Below are 14085 nucleotides of genomic sequence, written 5' to 3'. Positions count from 1 at the left end.
GCAACCGCCCGACTGGCGATCCTGGCTTTCAGCAGCGCTGACGAGGCACCGTTGAAACCGTCTGCTATGGACTGGGAGTGACCGGCGTCTCCGTCCACGCCGATCCCGTCCACGTCCATCCCTCAGGTGGGTTGAGGGGATCGGCATATCTGCAGTCCGGGTCGAACCACTTCAGATGCGTGTCGCGGAGGATCCAGTCGTTGGAGATCTTGGGGCTGCCATTGTTCAGGCCGAGCGATTCAACCTTCCACGTGGGTAGGCAACTCAGTTGCAGGGTCGCGCCGTACTTCGACGCCGTCTTGCCCGTACAGGTGGAGCCGCTCCAGGTCGCATCGCCAGCCATGTACTTGTACTCGCTGTAGGTGCTTGAGCCGGAGGAGACCAGAATCGCCTTGTTGTCCCATCCGCCCCAGTTGCCGCTACCGCTCCAGTTGCCGAGCGAGGAGGCCCCCGTCGCAGCATCCGTCCACGTGATCGCCTTGTAGACGGCGCCATTGCCGAACAGGAAGTATCCGGACTTCGGCGCATAGGAGCCGGTGGAGCAGTTGTACGTGTAGCCCACGTAGGCGGGCTGGTTGGCGCACTCGTAGTACGTCGAGTTCGCCGGATCCTTGTACCAACCGTCCTTGATGATCCACTGTTGCTTGGCGCAATCGAAGTACTTGTACGGCTTGTCCGGGTGGTCGGCCTTGCACTCGGCGTAGGGGTCCTTCGCTGTTGAACCGGTGGAGCCGGAGGTCTTGCCTGACCCCGACGTACCGCCGCTGGCCGGGATGACGGTCTTGACGTTCGGAGGGTTCGGGTCGGTCTGCGCCGCCGTCTTCAGCTTGTCGATGATCGAACTCAGGTCGACCTGGGAGTCGTAATTGCGCGTGGGGTTATCGGCCCCGAACTTGGCGCGGTACAACTCGATCGGGGTGAGTCCGTCCTTGTTGTTGATGATGTTGCGATCCCTGAAGGCCGGATCGTCCTTCGCGGCGCTATAGGCCTGAGCGGCGCCAAGACCGAGAGCCATCGCACCCACCGTGGTGGCGATCGTCGCGACCGATTGCCTGGTGGAGCGGGCTCGCCTGGTGCGGCCCAAGAGGTCGGCGATCATGTCATCACTGGGCGCGTACGCCAGGCCGCCCTGTGTGGCGAGTTCTCTCATCTCGTCGTTGATGTTCATGGGAGCGCCCCCTTTCGTGAGGTTTCGTTGACTTGTGCGTACGCGACACCCTCCGAGGGGTTGTCGTGGAAGGCTCCGAGCGTCGCGCGCAGTTTCACGGCGGCATCCGAGAGGTAGCGGCGCACCGCGCCCTCCGTGATGCCGAGTTCGCGGGCAATGGCGACTGCAGTGAGGTCGTCATAGAAGCGGAGTACGGTGCAGGCGCGCTCGCGTGGGGTGAGTTGCTGCAGTGCCTCGTGAAGGTCGGTGCGGAACTCGACGGCGGTAGCGTCGGACGATTGTGCTTCGTCGTTGCCAAGCAAGTGGAACACGCGCCGCCACGCCGAATCCCTGCGACCAGCGTCCATGTGTGCGGAGAACATCGCGCGCCGCACATAGGCCTCTGCCTCGCCGAGCGATACCGACGCTCTGCCTCGCGCGAAGGTCTTCACGACGGCGTCGTGAAAGAGATCTTCTGCGTCACGGCTGTTGCCAGTGAGCAGGTATCCGTACGTCACGAGTGAACGGCCGCGCTCACGCACCAGCCGTTCGAGGACGTCCGCCCACTTGTTCACGCAGTCTCCCTTGGCTGGCGCTTGTACCTATTGATACGGACCGGGGGACAGAAACCTTGGGGCGGGAACTTCCTTTGTGAGATATCTCACATGGGCGGTCACGGCATGTCGCGAGGATTTCTAGGAGGAGACAGAAAAGCGGCGCGGCCGACGAGGGGGGCGTCGGCCGCGCCGAGGCACGGCGAGGGAACGGGAATTCAGCTCACCGTGACAGTTCCAAGCGAGGTCCAGACCTGCAGTTCGAGCCAGTCGTAGTCAACAGGTGCCGGAGCGATAGCGCTCGTCGATGATCCTGCCGCATCGCCGCCGTCTCCAGCAGTTGCCGCGCCGTCCCTGGCCACCGGGGTATCGATGGCGACCTCTGGAACACCTTCTTCGCCAAAGGTCTCGTAGTACGGCTGGCCAGTCTCGATGTAGACCGACTGGACGTTGACCACCGTGTAGGTACCCGGCGCTAGTTCGGCCGAGCCGCCATCAGTGGAGCAAGCATTCACTTCGCGCCACAGGTAGGTCCCTCCGAGGGTTTCTCCAGGGCTCAGCATCGAGTCTTGCGCGATGTCTATCTCGCTGTACTGGCCGTCGCGGTCCCTCGCCACGGGGTAGCCCTCCGCGACCACCGCGCCGTCTCTCACCAACATGAGCGCGGTGTTGGGGTCGGAGCCCCAGTACCCAGGGAGGGTGTACCCGGACACGTTGGTGACCTCGAGCTCGACGGTCGGGTTGCCCTCGACCACCCAGCCGTACGAGACATCGATGGTGCCGGGCAGGCTTGCCGTGACCCCGAGCAGATCCCACGAGGCACTCGTCGCCGGGAAGGTCGACTTGGTGGTGGAGTCCCACGTGCAGCCAAAGAAGTTCCGCTCCCAGGCTGTGTCGGGGTTGTCCTCAAGCGAGTCGTTGACCTTGACCACTCGTTGAGAGCCCTTCTGCATCGCCCATGGAGTCATGGTCGCGCGGGCCGCAAACTCGGCGCGTGCTGCGGCGGGCGTGAGCGCGTCGTCAGGGAGCTCAACCGGCTCGACGGGCTTGGGCTGGTACTGCCCGAAGGGGTCGTCGGGAACGTCGCCGGCGACGGCGAAGTCCACAGGAGTGGACACCACGCGAACGTAGTCAACGGCGTCGGCGGCGAGGCCCCCGCTCGTGACGGTGCCATCGTCAACAGGAGTGTCAGGAGAGGCTGGCTCGGTGTTGGCAGGCTCGATGGTGCCCGGCTCGGTGCCAGGCTCCGTCACAGGCTCTTCCGGCAGTGCGGGCTCTTCAGCGAGCGCCGAGTACAGTTCCTGAACCGCAATCACCTGGTACTTGCCGCCGGGCAGAGGCGCCCCTTCCCAGCAGTCAACGAGGTCGATTGCCACGGACTGTTCGATCGCCTCGCCTGCCGTCAGCGACAGGACAGCGGCGTCGACGGCCTCAGTTGCGCCTGAGGCAACCACCATGCCGTTCCACAACACGAGCGCTTGAGGACCGAAGGTCTCCACCTCGCCTGATGATGCGGGCATGAGGGTCGCGTCGAGAGTGATCGCCGCGCCGCCTGTCGCCTCTTCAGGGGCGCCTCTCAAGGTCAGCGAGTTGACGGGGTCCACCGCGACGAGCTCCTCGAGTGGGTATGAGCCGCACAAGCCCCATGCGAGTCGAGTCGCCTGGTCTTCCGTGGCCATCGCTCCGTCACTCGCGCCGCCGGCGATGTCTGGCGCCGCAGCGTCGGCCGCGAGGTCGTTTCCTCCTGCACCAGGGTTAACGGCTGCGACCGCGATCACGGCGGCAGCACCCAGCCCAGCGGCAGCGTTGGCGCCGGCGCGCAGCCTGCGCTGGCGGTGAATCCGCCGGGACGCGACGTCCACCGAGATCGTGGAGTCGGCCACGGGAGCCCTATCGGCAAGCCCGCGCAAGTGATCCGAGAGCCTAGTCATGGGAGTGTCCTTTCGTGGTGGCAACGTCGACTTCCGTGGTGAACGCATGGTCAGCGTCGTCCAAGGAGCCGAGTCGAAGTTCAAGAGCGCGCATTCCATCGGAGAGGTAGCGCTTGACGGAGCCTGGGGCGAGGCCCAGTTGGCCGGCGATGTCCGGCACCGTCAGGTCGTCAAAGAAGCGGAGCACCACGCAGGCGCGAACCCGCGGCGGCAAGTCGGCAAGCGCGACTGCGACGTCGGCGCTCAAGTCGGAGAACACCGTCGATGACTCCTGAACGACCTGTGGCCTGAACAGATGCTGCACGCGCTGCCACCGCTGCTGGCGCCGGTAGTGATCCACGTACAACGTGGTGATTGCGCGTCGCACGTAGGCCTCTGCCTTGACTTGCGACAGGCCCTCACGGGGCCGCGAGAACGTCTTCACGAGCGCGTCCTGGACCAGGTCCTGGGCAAGCGTCGGGTCGCCGCAGACGACGTACGCGTAGCCCAGCAGCGCCTTCTCGCGCTCGCGGACCAGGCGTTCCATCCCATCCAGCCAGTTGGCCATGTGCCCTCCTTTGAGGCTCTTCACCATGTCGACGCCCGGCGGGTCAGAAACGTTGGGTGTGAGACGCGAAACCGAGTTCTGACCTAGACTCGCCGCGTACTGCAATGCGCGCAATGGGGCGCGCAGGTCGTCAAGGAGGACGAATGCATTTGGCCACTGTCCCCGGCCTGGAATTCGGTCAGTCAAGTGTCGTCATTGTGGTGGTCATCGGCGTCGTCGCCGCGGCCGCTCTGTTGTTGTCGTGGACGCTACGACAACAAGTGCTGAGCGCTCGCGATGGCACGTCCAAGATGCAGGAGATCGCGAAGGCGATCCAGGAGGGCGCCGCAGCGTTCCTCAACCGCCAACTGCGCACGCTCATCGTGTTCGCGGCGGTGGTCTTTGGATTGCTCTTCTTGCTGCCAGGCGACACGGGGGTGCGCATCGGCCGTTCGCTCTTCTTCCTGCTGGGCGCCTTTTGTTCCGCCTCCATCGGCTATATGGGCATGTGGCTTGCCGTGCGCGCCAACGTGCGGGTGGCCTCTGCCGCGACAGAGCCAGGTGGCCGCGAGAAGGGAGCGCGCATCGCGTTCCGTACCGGCGGAGCCGTCGGCATGGGTGTGGTGGGTCAGGGCCTCGCTGGTGCAGCGGCCGTCGTCTTCATTTTCCGCGAGGACGCGCCGGCTGTGCTTGAGGGCTTCGGCTTTGGCGCAGCGCTCCTGGCCATGTTCATGCGCGTGGGTGGAGGCATCTTCACCAAAGCGGCCGACGTTGGCGCCGACTTGGTGGGCAAGGTCGAGAACCACATCCCTGAAGACGACCCCCGCAACCCCGCGACGATCGCCGACAACGTGGGCGACAACGTCGGCGACTGTGCAGGCATGGCCGCCGACCTCTTCGAGTCGTACGCCGTGACGCTCGTGGCGGCGCTCATCCTCGGCAAGGTGGCCTTCGGCGAAGAAGGCCTCATCTTCCCGCTCATTGTGACGTCGGTAGGCGCGCTCACCGCCGCACTTGGCGTGTTCATGACCAAGGTGCGCGAGGGCGAGCCCGGGCTGCGCGCCATCAACAGGGGCTTCTACACTTCGGCTGCCGTGGGGGCCGTGCTGTCTGCCATCGCGGCGTTCGTGTACCTGCCCAGCTCGTTCAGCGAGTTCAATGGCTCCTCCCTCGCTGACTTGGAAGCCGACCCCCGCGTCGTCGCGACGGTGGCCGTCTTCATCGGCATCGGCCTCGCGGGCGCGATCTTGTGGCTGACGGGATACTTCACCGACACCGCATCGAAGCCTACCAAGCGCGTGGCGGAGACGTCGCGCACAGGCGCGGCGACCGTGGTCCTCTCAGGCATCGGGCTGGGCCTTGAGTCCGCCGTCTACACCGCGACGGTCATCGCTGGCGCGATTGTCATCTTGTACTTCGTCGCCGCGGGTTCGCTGTCGCTCGCGCTGTTCTTGGTGGCCCTTGCTGGCTGCGGGCTGCTCACCACCGTCGGCGTCATTGTCGCGATGGACACCTTTGGCCCGGTGAGCGACAACGCCCAAGGCATCGCAGAGATGTCGGGGGAGGTCGACGAGGAGGCCTCGCAGATCCTCACCGACCTCGACGCGGTGGGCAACACCACCAAGGCGATCACCAAGGGCATTGCTATTGCGACAGCCGTGCTCGCCGCGACGGCGCTCTACGGCTCGTACTCAGATGCGGTCAACGAGGCCATCGCTTCTGCGGCGGCATCCACGAGCGACTTCACCTACGAGATCATTGACCCGCTGACCCTGGTGGGCGTGATCATTGGCGGCGCGACCGTGTTCCTGTTCTCGGGTCTCGCGATCGACGCGGTCACGAGGGCAGCGGGCGCGATCGTGTTCGAGGTGCGCCGGCAGTTCCGGGAGATGCCTGGCATCATGACGGGCGAGCAGCGGCCGGAGTACGGGCGCGTCGTTGACATCTGCACGCGTGACTCGCTGCGGGAACTCACGACGCCCGGCTTGCTGGCGGCGATGGCGCCCATCTTCGTCGGCTTCGGCCTGGGCGTCGGTGCCTTGGCAGGGTTCCTTGCCGGCGCGATCGGCACCGGCGTGCTCATGGCCGTGTTCCTGTCCAACTCCGGTGGGGCATGGGACAACGCCAAGAAGATCGTCGAGGACGGCAAGTACGGCGGCAAGAACTCGCCGGCCCACGAGGCCACCGTCATCGGCGACACGATCGGGGACCCCTTCAAGGACACGGCCGGTCCCGCGATCAACCCGTTGCTCAAGGTCATGAACCTGGTGGCCCTGCTCATCGCGCCGGCCGTGGTGGCGCTGAGTTACGGCGATGGGGCAAACCCGTGGCTTCGGTGGGGCATCGCGATCGTCGCAGCAGGCATCGCCGTGTTCGCGGTGGCGACGGCTTCCCGGCGTTCGCACGCAGGGGGCCTTGAGCTTGAGGGCGACGAGGCCGCCGAGGCAGAAGGTCACGGAGAACGGGAAGCGCGGGCGCGGCTTTAGGGCGGCGCGTCATGATGTCGACACCTCTGCCTGAGAGGATGCGCGCATGACACGCTCGGTCTCGCCCCTGGCAGGGGTGGTGGGCGCGCTCGTGGTGGTCGAGGCCACCTCTGGCGTGATCCAGGGCTACTACACGCCGTTGCTCAGCGACGTAGCGCGGCACCTCGACATCAACGACGCTCAAGTCAATTGGTTCGAGGCGGCGCAGTTGTTGCTGAGCGCCATCGTGGTACCGCTGCTGGCCCGGCTGGGTGACATCGTGGGGCATCGCAAGGTGCTCATCGGCTCGCTCGCCGTGACAGGGGCGGCATCGTGGGCGATCGCGTTTGCGCCGTCGTTCTGGCTGTTCACTCTCGTGTGGGCCATTCAGGGCTTCTACGTGGTCTGGCTACCCATGAACGTGGCGATCATTCACGCGCGGGCGCGCAAGCACCCGAACACGGCCGAACTGACGCGCAAGGGTGCAGGGATCATCGTCGTGGCTCTCGAGGCGGGCGCCATTGGAGGCGCCTTGCTCGCCGGCCAGTTTGGCCTGTTGTTCTCTGACCGGCTCTGGATCAGTCTGTCCATTCCCGCCCTGTTCGTGACCGTCGCCTTCTTTGTGGTGCTCTTCAAGGTGCCCGATCCAGGAACGAGGGGTGAGGGCGGCATCGACTTGGCAGGCACCGTGCTGCTCAGCCTTTCGTTGCTTGCGATCACCGGTGGTCTTGCGCTCGTGCGGCTCGATGGCGTGACCGTCTGGGTGATCGGCATGATCCTCGTGGGCGGCGCGCTCATGTGGCTGTTCGTGCGCAAGGAGCTCGGCCACGACGAGCCGGTCATTGACATGCGGTTGCTCGCGCGGCCGACGGTGTGGCCAGTTGTGCTCACGTCGGCGCTTTTCGGGGTGTCGGTCTTGGGCGCTCAAGGGCCGCTGTCGACTTTCGCGGCGACCGACCCCGCCGAGGTGGGTTACGGGCTTGGACTCGACTCGGCCAACAGGTCGTATCTCATTGGTGCGTACGTGTTCTCCCTGCTGGTAGGAGCCGCAGTCTTTGCTCGCGTGTCGCGGATGATCGCGCCGCGGCAGGTGCTCATGGGCGCCTCCACGATGGTCGCGGTGGGCTACCTCGCGCTGGTGCCCTTCCACGGCTCTGTGCTGATCGTCGCCTCCTGCATGGTGGTGGCGGGGCTTGGCTCCGGCGCCCTGGTGGCCGCTTTGCCTGCGATGGCCGCGGCTGCTGCGCCGCCTCACCAGACCGGCGTGGCGACGGGGCTCACCAACACCACCAAGACGCTGGGCGGTGCGTTCGCTTCCGCCATCTTCGCCCTCGCGCTCGCCTCTGGCGTCGACCCTGAAACGACCACCGCGGCTTCGCTGACCGGCTACCAGACCGTGTGGATCATCTGCGGCGTGACGGCTGTTGGCGCCGTGATCGCGCTCGTCACCGTGCCCAAGGTGGCGTTCACCAACGCCGATCCCGACGCCATGGGGCTTTCGCTCGAGGCGGTCGGCGCGCCCGAGCCGCGCAACCACAACGGCACCGACCGCTGACGAACGCCTCGCAATGCGCCAGGATGGTTTGCTATGAAGCGCCGCAAGAAGGTGGAGCAGGACGCGACGGCCTCCCGAGTCGCTCAACGTCTCTCGAGTCTGATCCAGGTGGCCACCATGGCGCCTCCAGCGGGGCAGGCCCTCGAGCACGAGGCTGAGGCGTCCTTTGCGCGCTTTCGCTCCCTGCTCACCGAGTACTACCCGCGCACCTTCGCCGCCGCTCAGATCGACGAGGTGGGGCGTGCTGGCCTGCTCCTCCGCATCGCTGGCCAGACAGCCGACCGTCCTGTGGTTCTCATGGCCCACCAAGACGTGGTGCCCGTGCCGGATGACTGGGAAGCGGAGGGCTGGGAGCGCCCGCCGTTTGCCGGTGTGATCGCAGACGGGTTTGTGCACGGCCGGGGAGCTCTCGATGACAAGGGCGCTCTGGCGGTCATGCTGGAGGCGATCGAGGGGTTGCTCGAAGACGGCTGGACGCCGCCGCGCGACCTTTACGTGCTGATGGGCGCCGACGAGGAGGTGTACGGAAGCTCGGCCGTCGAGGCGACCGCGCTGCTCGCGGCCAGAGGCGTCGAGCCCTACCTCGTGCTCGATGAAGGCGGCGCCGTCGCGACGGGCGCCTTCCCTACGGTCAAGCGCGAGCTCGCCGTCGTCGGCGTGGCGGAGAAAGGCATCCTCACGGTCGAGATCTCGGCGGAGGGCACCGGGGGTCACGCCTCCACTCCTCCCAAGAGGTCCGCCGCAGGCCTGGTCGCCGCCGCGATTTGCGAGCTAGAGGAGCACCCCTTCCCTTGCTCAGTGAATGACGTGACGGTCGAACTCTTCGCCACGGTCGCTCCTCACGCTTCGCTCGCGATGAGGGGCCTCCTCCGGCGCGCCGACTCGCTGCGCCCTGTCATCGCGAGAGTGCTGCCGCGGCTCGGGCCAGAGATGGCCGCCATGGTCCGCACCACTACGGCGGTGACGATGCTTGCGGCGAGCCCCTCCCACAATGTCCTTGCCACGCGGGCGAGCGCCGTGCTCAACATCAGGGTCGCCACGGGCACCTCCACGGAGCAAGCGGTCGCGCGCCTCATTGACGTGATTGACGACAAACGCATCGCGGTCTCCGTGCTCGAGCGATCCGAACCTTCGCCTGTGTCACCCGGCGGCAACGACCCTCGGTGGCTCGCCATCCGTGACGCGGTCGCCGCCTCCTACCCCGACGCCGTGACCGTTCCGTACGTCATGTTGGCCGCGTCCGACGCGCGTCACGTCAACGCGATCGCCCCCGCCGTCTACCGCTTCGCGCCACTGCGCATGTCCGCGCAGCAGCGTGCTGCAGTGCATGGCCCCAACGAGAAGGTCGAGGTCGAGTCGCTCGGCCGGGGAGTGGTGTTCTATCGAGCGTTGTTGACGGGTCCGCTGATGGCGGGCGAGGTGTGAGCGGGGTAGAGGTCCGCCGGATCCGCGCGGCCGAGTGGGACCGAGTGCGAGACCTGCGCCTCGAATCGCTAGCCGACAAGGACGCGGCGGTCGCCTTCCTTGAGACGCTGGAGTCGTCGCTGGCGCTCAGCGCCGACTTCTGGCGCGAGCGCACATCCACGGGCGCGCATTCGGATGGCGTAGCTCAGTTTGTGGCTGAGGCCAACGGCGAGTGGATGGGGTCGGTTGCCGTGCTCCTGCGTCGCGCCGGAGACGCCGATCACCACGGAGCCGCCGTTCCCAAGGATCGCGCAGACCTTGTGGGCGTGTATGTGAAGCCAGAGCGCCGAGGCAAAGGGGTTCTTGATGCTCTCATTGATCACGCGGCGAAGTGGGCGCGCGCGGCGGGCCTTCGCGCGCTGACCCTCGACGTGCACCGGGATAATACTCATGCGCAAGCGGCTTATGTCCGCTGCGGGTTCGTGCCCACGGGACGCACGTTCACCAGTGTGATCGGCCCTGAGACGGAGTGGGTTCTGGATCTCACGCGTGAGGAGGGCCCCGGCCGCTAACCTGCGTGGTGTGTCATCTCTTGCGCCCGTCATCGATGAGTCATCAGCGTCGGCCCTGCGCTCGGACCTCGCCGCATGGACGGTGGACGCGGTCGCCGCGGTGGTGGGTGAGACCGCGGTGCGAGCTCTCGCGCGCGAGCAGGTGGTGCCCGCCCGCATGGAGGCGAGGCGCGTGGACAACCCGGTCGCGCTGCTGACCCGCCTGTTCACCTTGGGGGAAGCGTTGACGCTCTCCCAAGCTGCCGATGCTCTGCCGATGCTCACGGTTGATGGCGCCCAGCGGAGCGGTCTCGTGAACGTCAGCGGTGCAGGCGCCGACGCTCGCGTCACGGCGGCCGTCGACCTTTCCCCATACTCCTTCGCCGACGCGGACGGCGAGCACCACTGGTGGATAGCCTCCGACCTCGGCGAGCGGATCACCGGTGCCGCCCTGACGGCCGAGCACGTGCTCGGCGTCGGCGGTGCGAGCGCCACCCTCGCCGCCGCGACCTCTCGCGCCAGCGTCGGCCGGGTCTTGGACCTTGGCACCGGTTGCGGGATCCAGGCCTTGCACGCCTCGCTTCACGCCGACGCCGTTGTCGCCACGGATATCTCTCGCCGTGCGCTCGCGTTCGCCGAGTTCAATCGGCGCCTCAATGAGCCGCCAGCAACGTGGGAGTTCCGCGAGGGCTCCCTGCTCGAACCGGTCGCTGGCGAGCAGTTCGACCTGGTGGTCTCCAACCCACCCTTTGTCATCACCCCTCCTGGCGCGCCCAGCTTTGTCTATCGCGACGGACGCCGCGGTGGCGACGGGATCGTCGGCGCCCTGATGCGCGACATCGGCACCGTCTTGGCGCCCGGCGGGTTGGCCCAGTTGCTGGGGAACTGGGAGGTGCGCGCGGGGACCGATTGGCGCGAGCGCATCGAGCAGTGGCTCGACGCTGCGGAAGTCCCGCTGGACGCATGGGTCATCCAGCGCGATCTCCTGGACGTTGCCGAATACGCGGAGACCTGGCTGAGGGACGCTGGCGTGGTGCCCGAGCGGGATCGCGAGGGCTTCGAGTCGGCCTACGAGGCGTACCTGAAGGACTTCGCCGCACGGGGTGTCGAGGCGGTGGGCTTTGGCATCATCACGCTGCGGCGACCGCTCGCCGGCACGCCGACACTGCGCAGGCTGGAGGAGCACGAGGGCGCCGTCGCGCAGCCACTGGGGCCGCACCTTGCCCAGGTGCTCGAAGCTCACGATTGGCTCGTTGTCCGCAGCGACGACGAGGTGCTTGCCGAGCGCTGGGTCGTTGCGCCGGATGTCACCAAGGAGACGTACGGGCGGCCAACGCTCGACGATCCTGAGCACATCTTGATTCGCCAGGGCGGGGGCCTAGGGAGGGCCATCAAGGCCGATACCGCGCTGGCTGGATTCGTGGGAGCGTGCGACGGGGAGTTGACCGGCGGACAGATTGCGAATGCGCTGGCGGCGCTGCTCGAGGTTGATGCGGGCACGATGCGTTCGGGACTGGCTGCGGCCGTGCGCGAGCTTGCGCGGGACGGCTTGCTGCTGCGCGACCTTGCGCGGGACGGCTTGCTGCCGCGCGACTAGTTCTGCAGCGGGCCGCATTGCGTTCGCTCCGGCCCGCACCCGCCCACGCGCGCGCTCCGTCAAAAACTCACTACTGCAGCGACATCAGACCGCTCGGCCCCGTGTGGAGGAGGCTTCCGACGTGCGGCTGGTAGTGACTTCTACGCGCGGTGGCGGCGGGCTGTGCGGATAGGGGGAGGCGCGGTGGCGGCGGAACGCGCGGATGGGGCGGAGGCGCGGTGGCGGCGGGCTGTGCGGATAGGGCGGAGGCGCGGTGGCGGCGGGCAGCATTGCTTGCGCTCGGCCCGCACCCGTCCGCCGCAACCCGCCTGGGCCGGGACGATGGTCCCAGATGGCGCCGGTCGAAGAGGCGTAGAACACTAGATGTAGGTACTCGCGGGCAATGGCGCCACTAGATGTAGTGTTCGGGCCGTCGTCCACTCGCTTCTTCAAGGAGAATTGTGACCGCCATCCAGGACGCCAGAGACACCGCCGAAGCCGCTCCTCGCACCATGGGCATCGACATCACGACGCCGCGAAACGGCACCCCGCTCATCAGCGTGGAGGACTCGATCGAGGAGTATCTGTTCCGCCGCGACTGGCGTGTCAACGCGAACGCGAATCAGGGCTATTCGCTTGGCGGCCTGATCCTGAACACGGCTGGAAAGGTCATCGCCAACTACTGGCTGAGCCACGTGTACGAGCCGGAGGTAGGCGAGGCGCACAGAGCAGGCGATCTCCACTTGCACGATCTCGACATGTTCTCTGGTTACTGTGCCGGTTGGTCGCTGCGCACGTTGCTCGCGGAAGGCTTCAACGGCGTCGGCGGCAAGGTGGAGGCGAGCCCCGCCAAGCACTTCTCCTCTGCCGTGGGCCAGATCGTGAACTTCTTGGGAACGCTCCAGAACGAGTGGGCTGGCGCCCAAGCATTCTCGAGCTTCGACACCTACATGGCGCCCTTCATCAGGCTCGAAGGGCTCAACTACACGCAAGTGCGGCAGGGCATCCAGGAGCTCATCTACAACCTCAACGTGCCGTCACGGTGGGGCACCCAAACACCCTTCACCAACCTCACGTTCGACTGGATCTGCCCGGAGGACCTGCGGCCGCAGGTGCCCGTCATTGCTGGCCGCGAGATGGACTTCACGTACGGCGACCTGCAGGCCGAGATGGACATGATCAACCGCGCGTACATCGACGTGATGACCACGGGCGACGCGCAGGGGCGTGTCTTCACGTTCCCTATCCCCACGTACAACATCACCAAGGACTTCGATTGGGATGGCCCCAACGTCGAAGCCCTGTTCGAGATGACGGCCAAGTACGGCCTGCCCTACTTCCAGAACTTCATCACGTCGGACCTGGAGCCGCACATGGTCCGCTCGATGTGCTGCCGCCTCCAGCTCGACTTGCGCGAACTGCTGAAGCGGGGAAATGGTCTGTTTGGTTCCGCCGAGCAGACGGGATCACTCGGCGTGGTCACGATCAACATGGCGAGGCTCGGCTACCTCTATAAGGGCGACAAGACCGCCCTCTACGGCGCTCTCGACCGGCTACTCGAGTTGTCCAGGGAGAGCCTCGAGCGCAAGCGCGAGGTCATCGGCCAAGCGATCGACGACGGTCTCTTCCCCTACACCAAGCGCTACCTCGGCACGTTGCGCAACCACTTCAGCACCATCGGCGTCAACGGCATCAACGAGATGATTCGCAACTTCTCTGACGACGTTGACGACATCACCACTCCGGACGGCGAGGCGTTCGCTCTGGAGATTCTCGATCACGTGCGCGAGCGCATGGTCGAGTTCCAGGAGTCCACCGGACACCTCTACAACCTGGAGGCCACGCCGGCGGAGGGCACCACATACCGCTTTGCCAAGGAGGACCGTCGCCGCTACAAGGGCATCCTCCAAGCGGGCACCGACGAGAACCCGTACTACACGAACTCCTCTCAGCTGCCGGTGGGCTTCACCACCGACCCGTTCGAGGCGGTGGCGCGCCAGAGCGAGATGCAGTCCAAGTACACCGGCGGCACCGTGCTGCACCTCTACATGGGGGAGCGCATCAGTTCTTCGGAGGCGTGCAAGATGTTGGTCAAGCGCACGCTCGAGTCGGCGCGGCTGCCGTACATCACGATCACCCCGACCTTCTCCATCTGCCCGAGTCACGGCTACCTCGACGGAGAGCAGCCCACGTGCCCGCTGTGCGCCGCCGAGGACAAAGTCACGGTGTGCGAAGTGTGGACGAGAGTCATGGGTTACCACCGACCAGTGCAGTCGTTCAACATCGGCAAGAAGGGCGAGCACGCCGAGCGCACTCACTTCCGCGAGCAGGGCGTGTCAGAGGGCCCCGCGGCCCGGGGAGAGTGACGGGGGACCT

Annotated in this window: 10 protein-coding genes; 6 read left to right on the top strand and 4 right to left on the bottom strand. The window is 66.3% G+C overall.

Annotation, left to right across the window (positions count from 1 at the left end; translation table 11 throughout):
- Positions 1-64 precede the first annotated feature (64 nt).
- From LGT36_RS09690 to LGT36_RS09675, 4 genes are all read right to left on the bottom strand, one after another.
- A complete protein-coding gene (locus tag LGT36_RS09690) occupies positions 65-1168 on the bottom strand; it encodes a hypothetical protein (protein WP_226097262.1) in 1104 nt (367 codons plus the stop codon).
- The gene (locus tag LGT36_RS09685; protein WP_226097263.1) at positions 1165-1722 is read right to left on the bottom strand and encodes a sigma-70 family RNA polymerase sigma factor; all 558 of its coding nucleotides are present in this window, start codon (positions 1720-1722) and stop codon (positions 1165-1167) included. The genes LGT36_RS09690 and LGT36_RS09685 overlap by 4 nt, the downstream gene beginning before the upstream one ends.
- 197 nt (positions 1723-1919) lie before the next feature.
- Positions 1920-3632: a hypothetical protein gene (locus LGT36_RS09680; protein ID WP_226097264.1), complete on the bottom strand. Its 1713-nt coding sequence runs from the start codon at positions 3630-3632 to the stop codon at positions 1920-1922.
- Positions 3625-4179 carry a sigma-70 family RNA polymerase sigma factor gene (locus LGT36_RS09675; protein WP_226097265.1) on the bottom strand — a complete coding sequence of 185 codons (555 nt, stop codon included), beginning with the start codon at positions 4177-4179 and terminating at the stop codon, positions 3625-3627. The genes LGT36_RS09680 and LGT36_RS09675 overlap by 8 nt, the downstream gene beginning before the upstream one ends.
- A 143-nt stretch (positions 4180-4322) precedes the next feature.
- Between LGT36_RS09675 and LGT36_RS09670 the strand changes: the two genes are divergently transcribed.
- From LGT36_RS09670 to LGT36_RS09645, 6 genes are all read left to right on the top strand, one after another.
- Positions 4323-6644, top strand: a complete 2322-nt coding sequence (locus tag LGT36_RS09670; protein ID WP_226097266.1) for a sodium-translocating pyrophosphatase — start codon at positions 4323-4325, stop codon at positions 6642-6644.
- 46 nt (positions 6645-6690) lie between these two features.
- Positions 6691-8178, top strand: coding sequence for an MFS transporter (locus LGT36_RS09665; RefSeq protein ID WP_226097267.1), 1488 nt, complete (start codon positions 6691-6693; stop codon positions 8176-8178).
- A gap of 33 nt (positions 8179-8211) precedes the next feature.
- A complete protein-coding gene (locus LGT36_RS09660) occupies positions 8212-9603 on the top strand; it encodes a M20/M25/M40 family metallo-hydrolase (RefSeq protein WP_226097268.1) in 1392 nt (463 codons plus the stop codon).
- Complete coding sequence (locus LGT36_RS09655; protein ID WP_226097269.1) at positions 9600-10154, top strand: GNAT family N-acetyltransferase; 555 nt, start codon at positions 9600-9602, stop codon at positions 10152-10154. Before LGT36_RS09660 ends, LGT36_RS09655 begins: the two co-directional genes overlap by 4 nt.
- 10 nt (positions 10155-10164) lie before the next feature.
- On the top strand, positions 10165-11730 hold the full coding sequence (locus LGT36_RS09650; RefSeq protein ID WP_226097270.1) for a methyltransferase: 1566 nt from the start codon (positions 10165-10167) through the stop codon (positions 11728-11730).
- 491 nt (positions 11731-12221) lie between these two features.
- On the top strand, positions 12222-14075 hold the full coding sequence (locus LGT36_RS09645) for a ribonucleoside triphosphate reductase (protein WP_226097280.1): 1854 nt from the start codon (positions 12222-12224) through the stop codon (positions 14073-14075).
- Positions 14076-14085: the final 10 nt, after the last annotated feature.

Source organism: Demequina sp. TMPB413 (genome assembly GCF_020447105.2).
Lineage (GTDB): Bacteria > Actinomycetota > Actinomycetes > Actinomycetales > Demequinaceae > Demequina.
The sequence above is the reverse complement of the archived record's forward strand: the minus strand, read 5'-3'. Positions and strand labels throughout refer to the sequence as shown.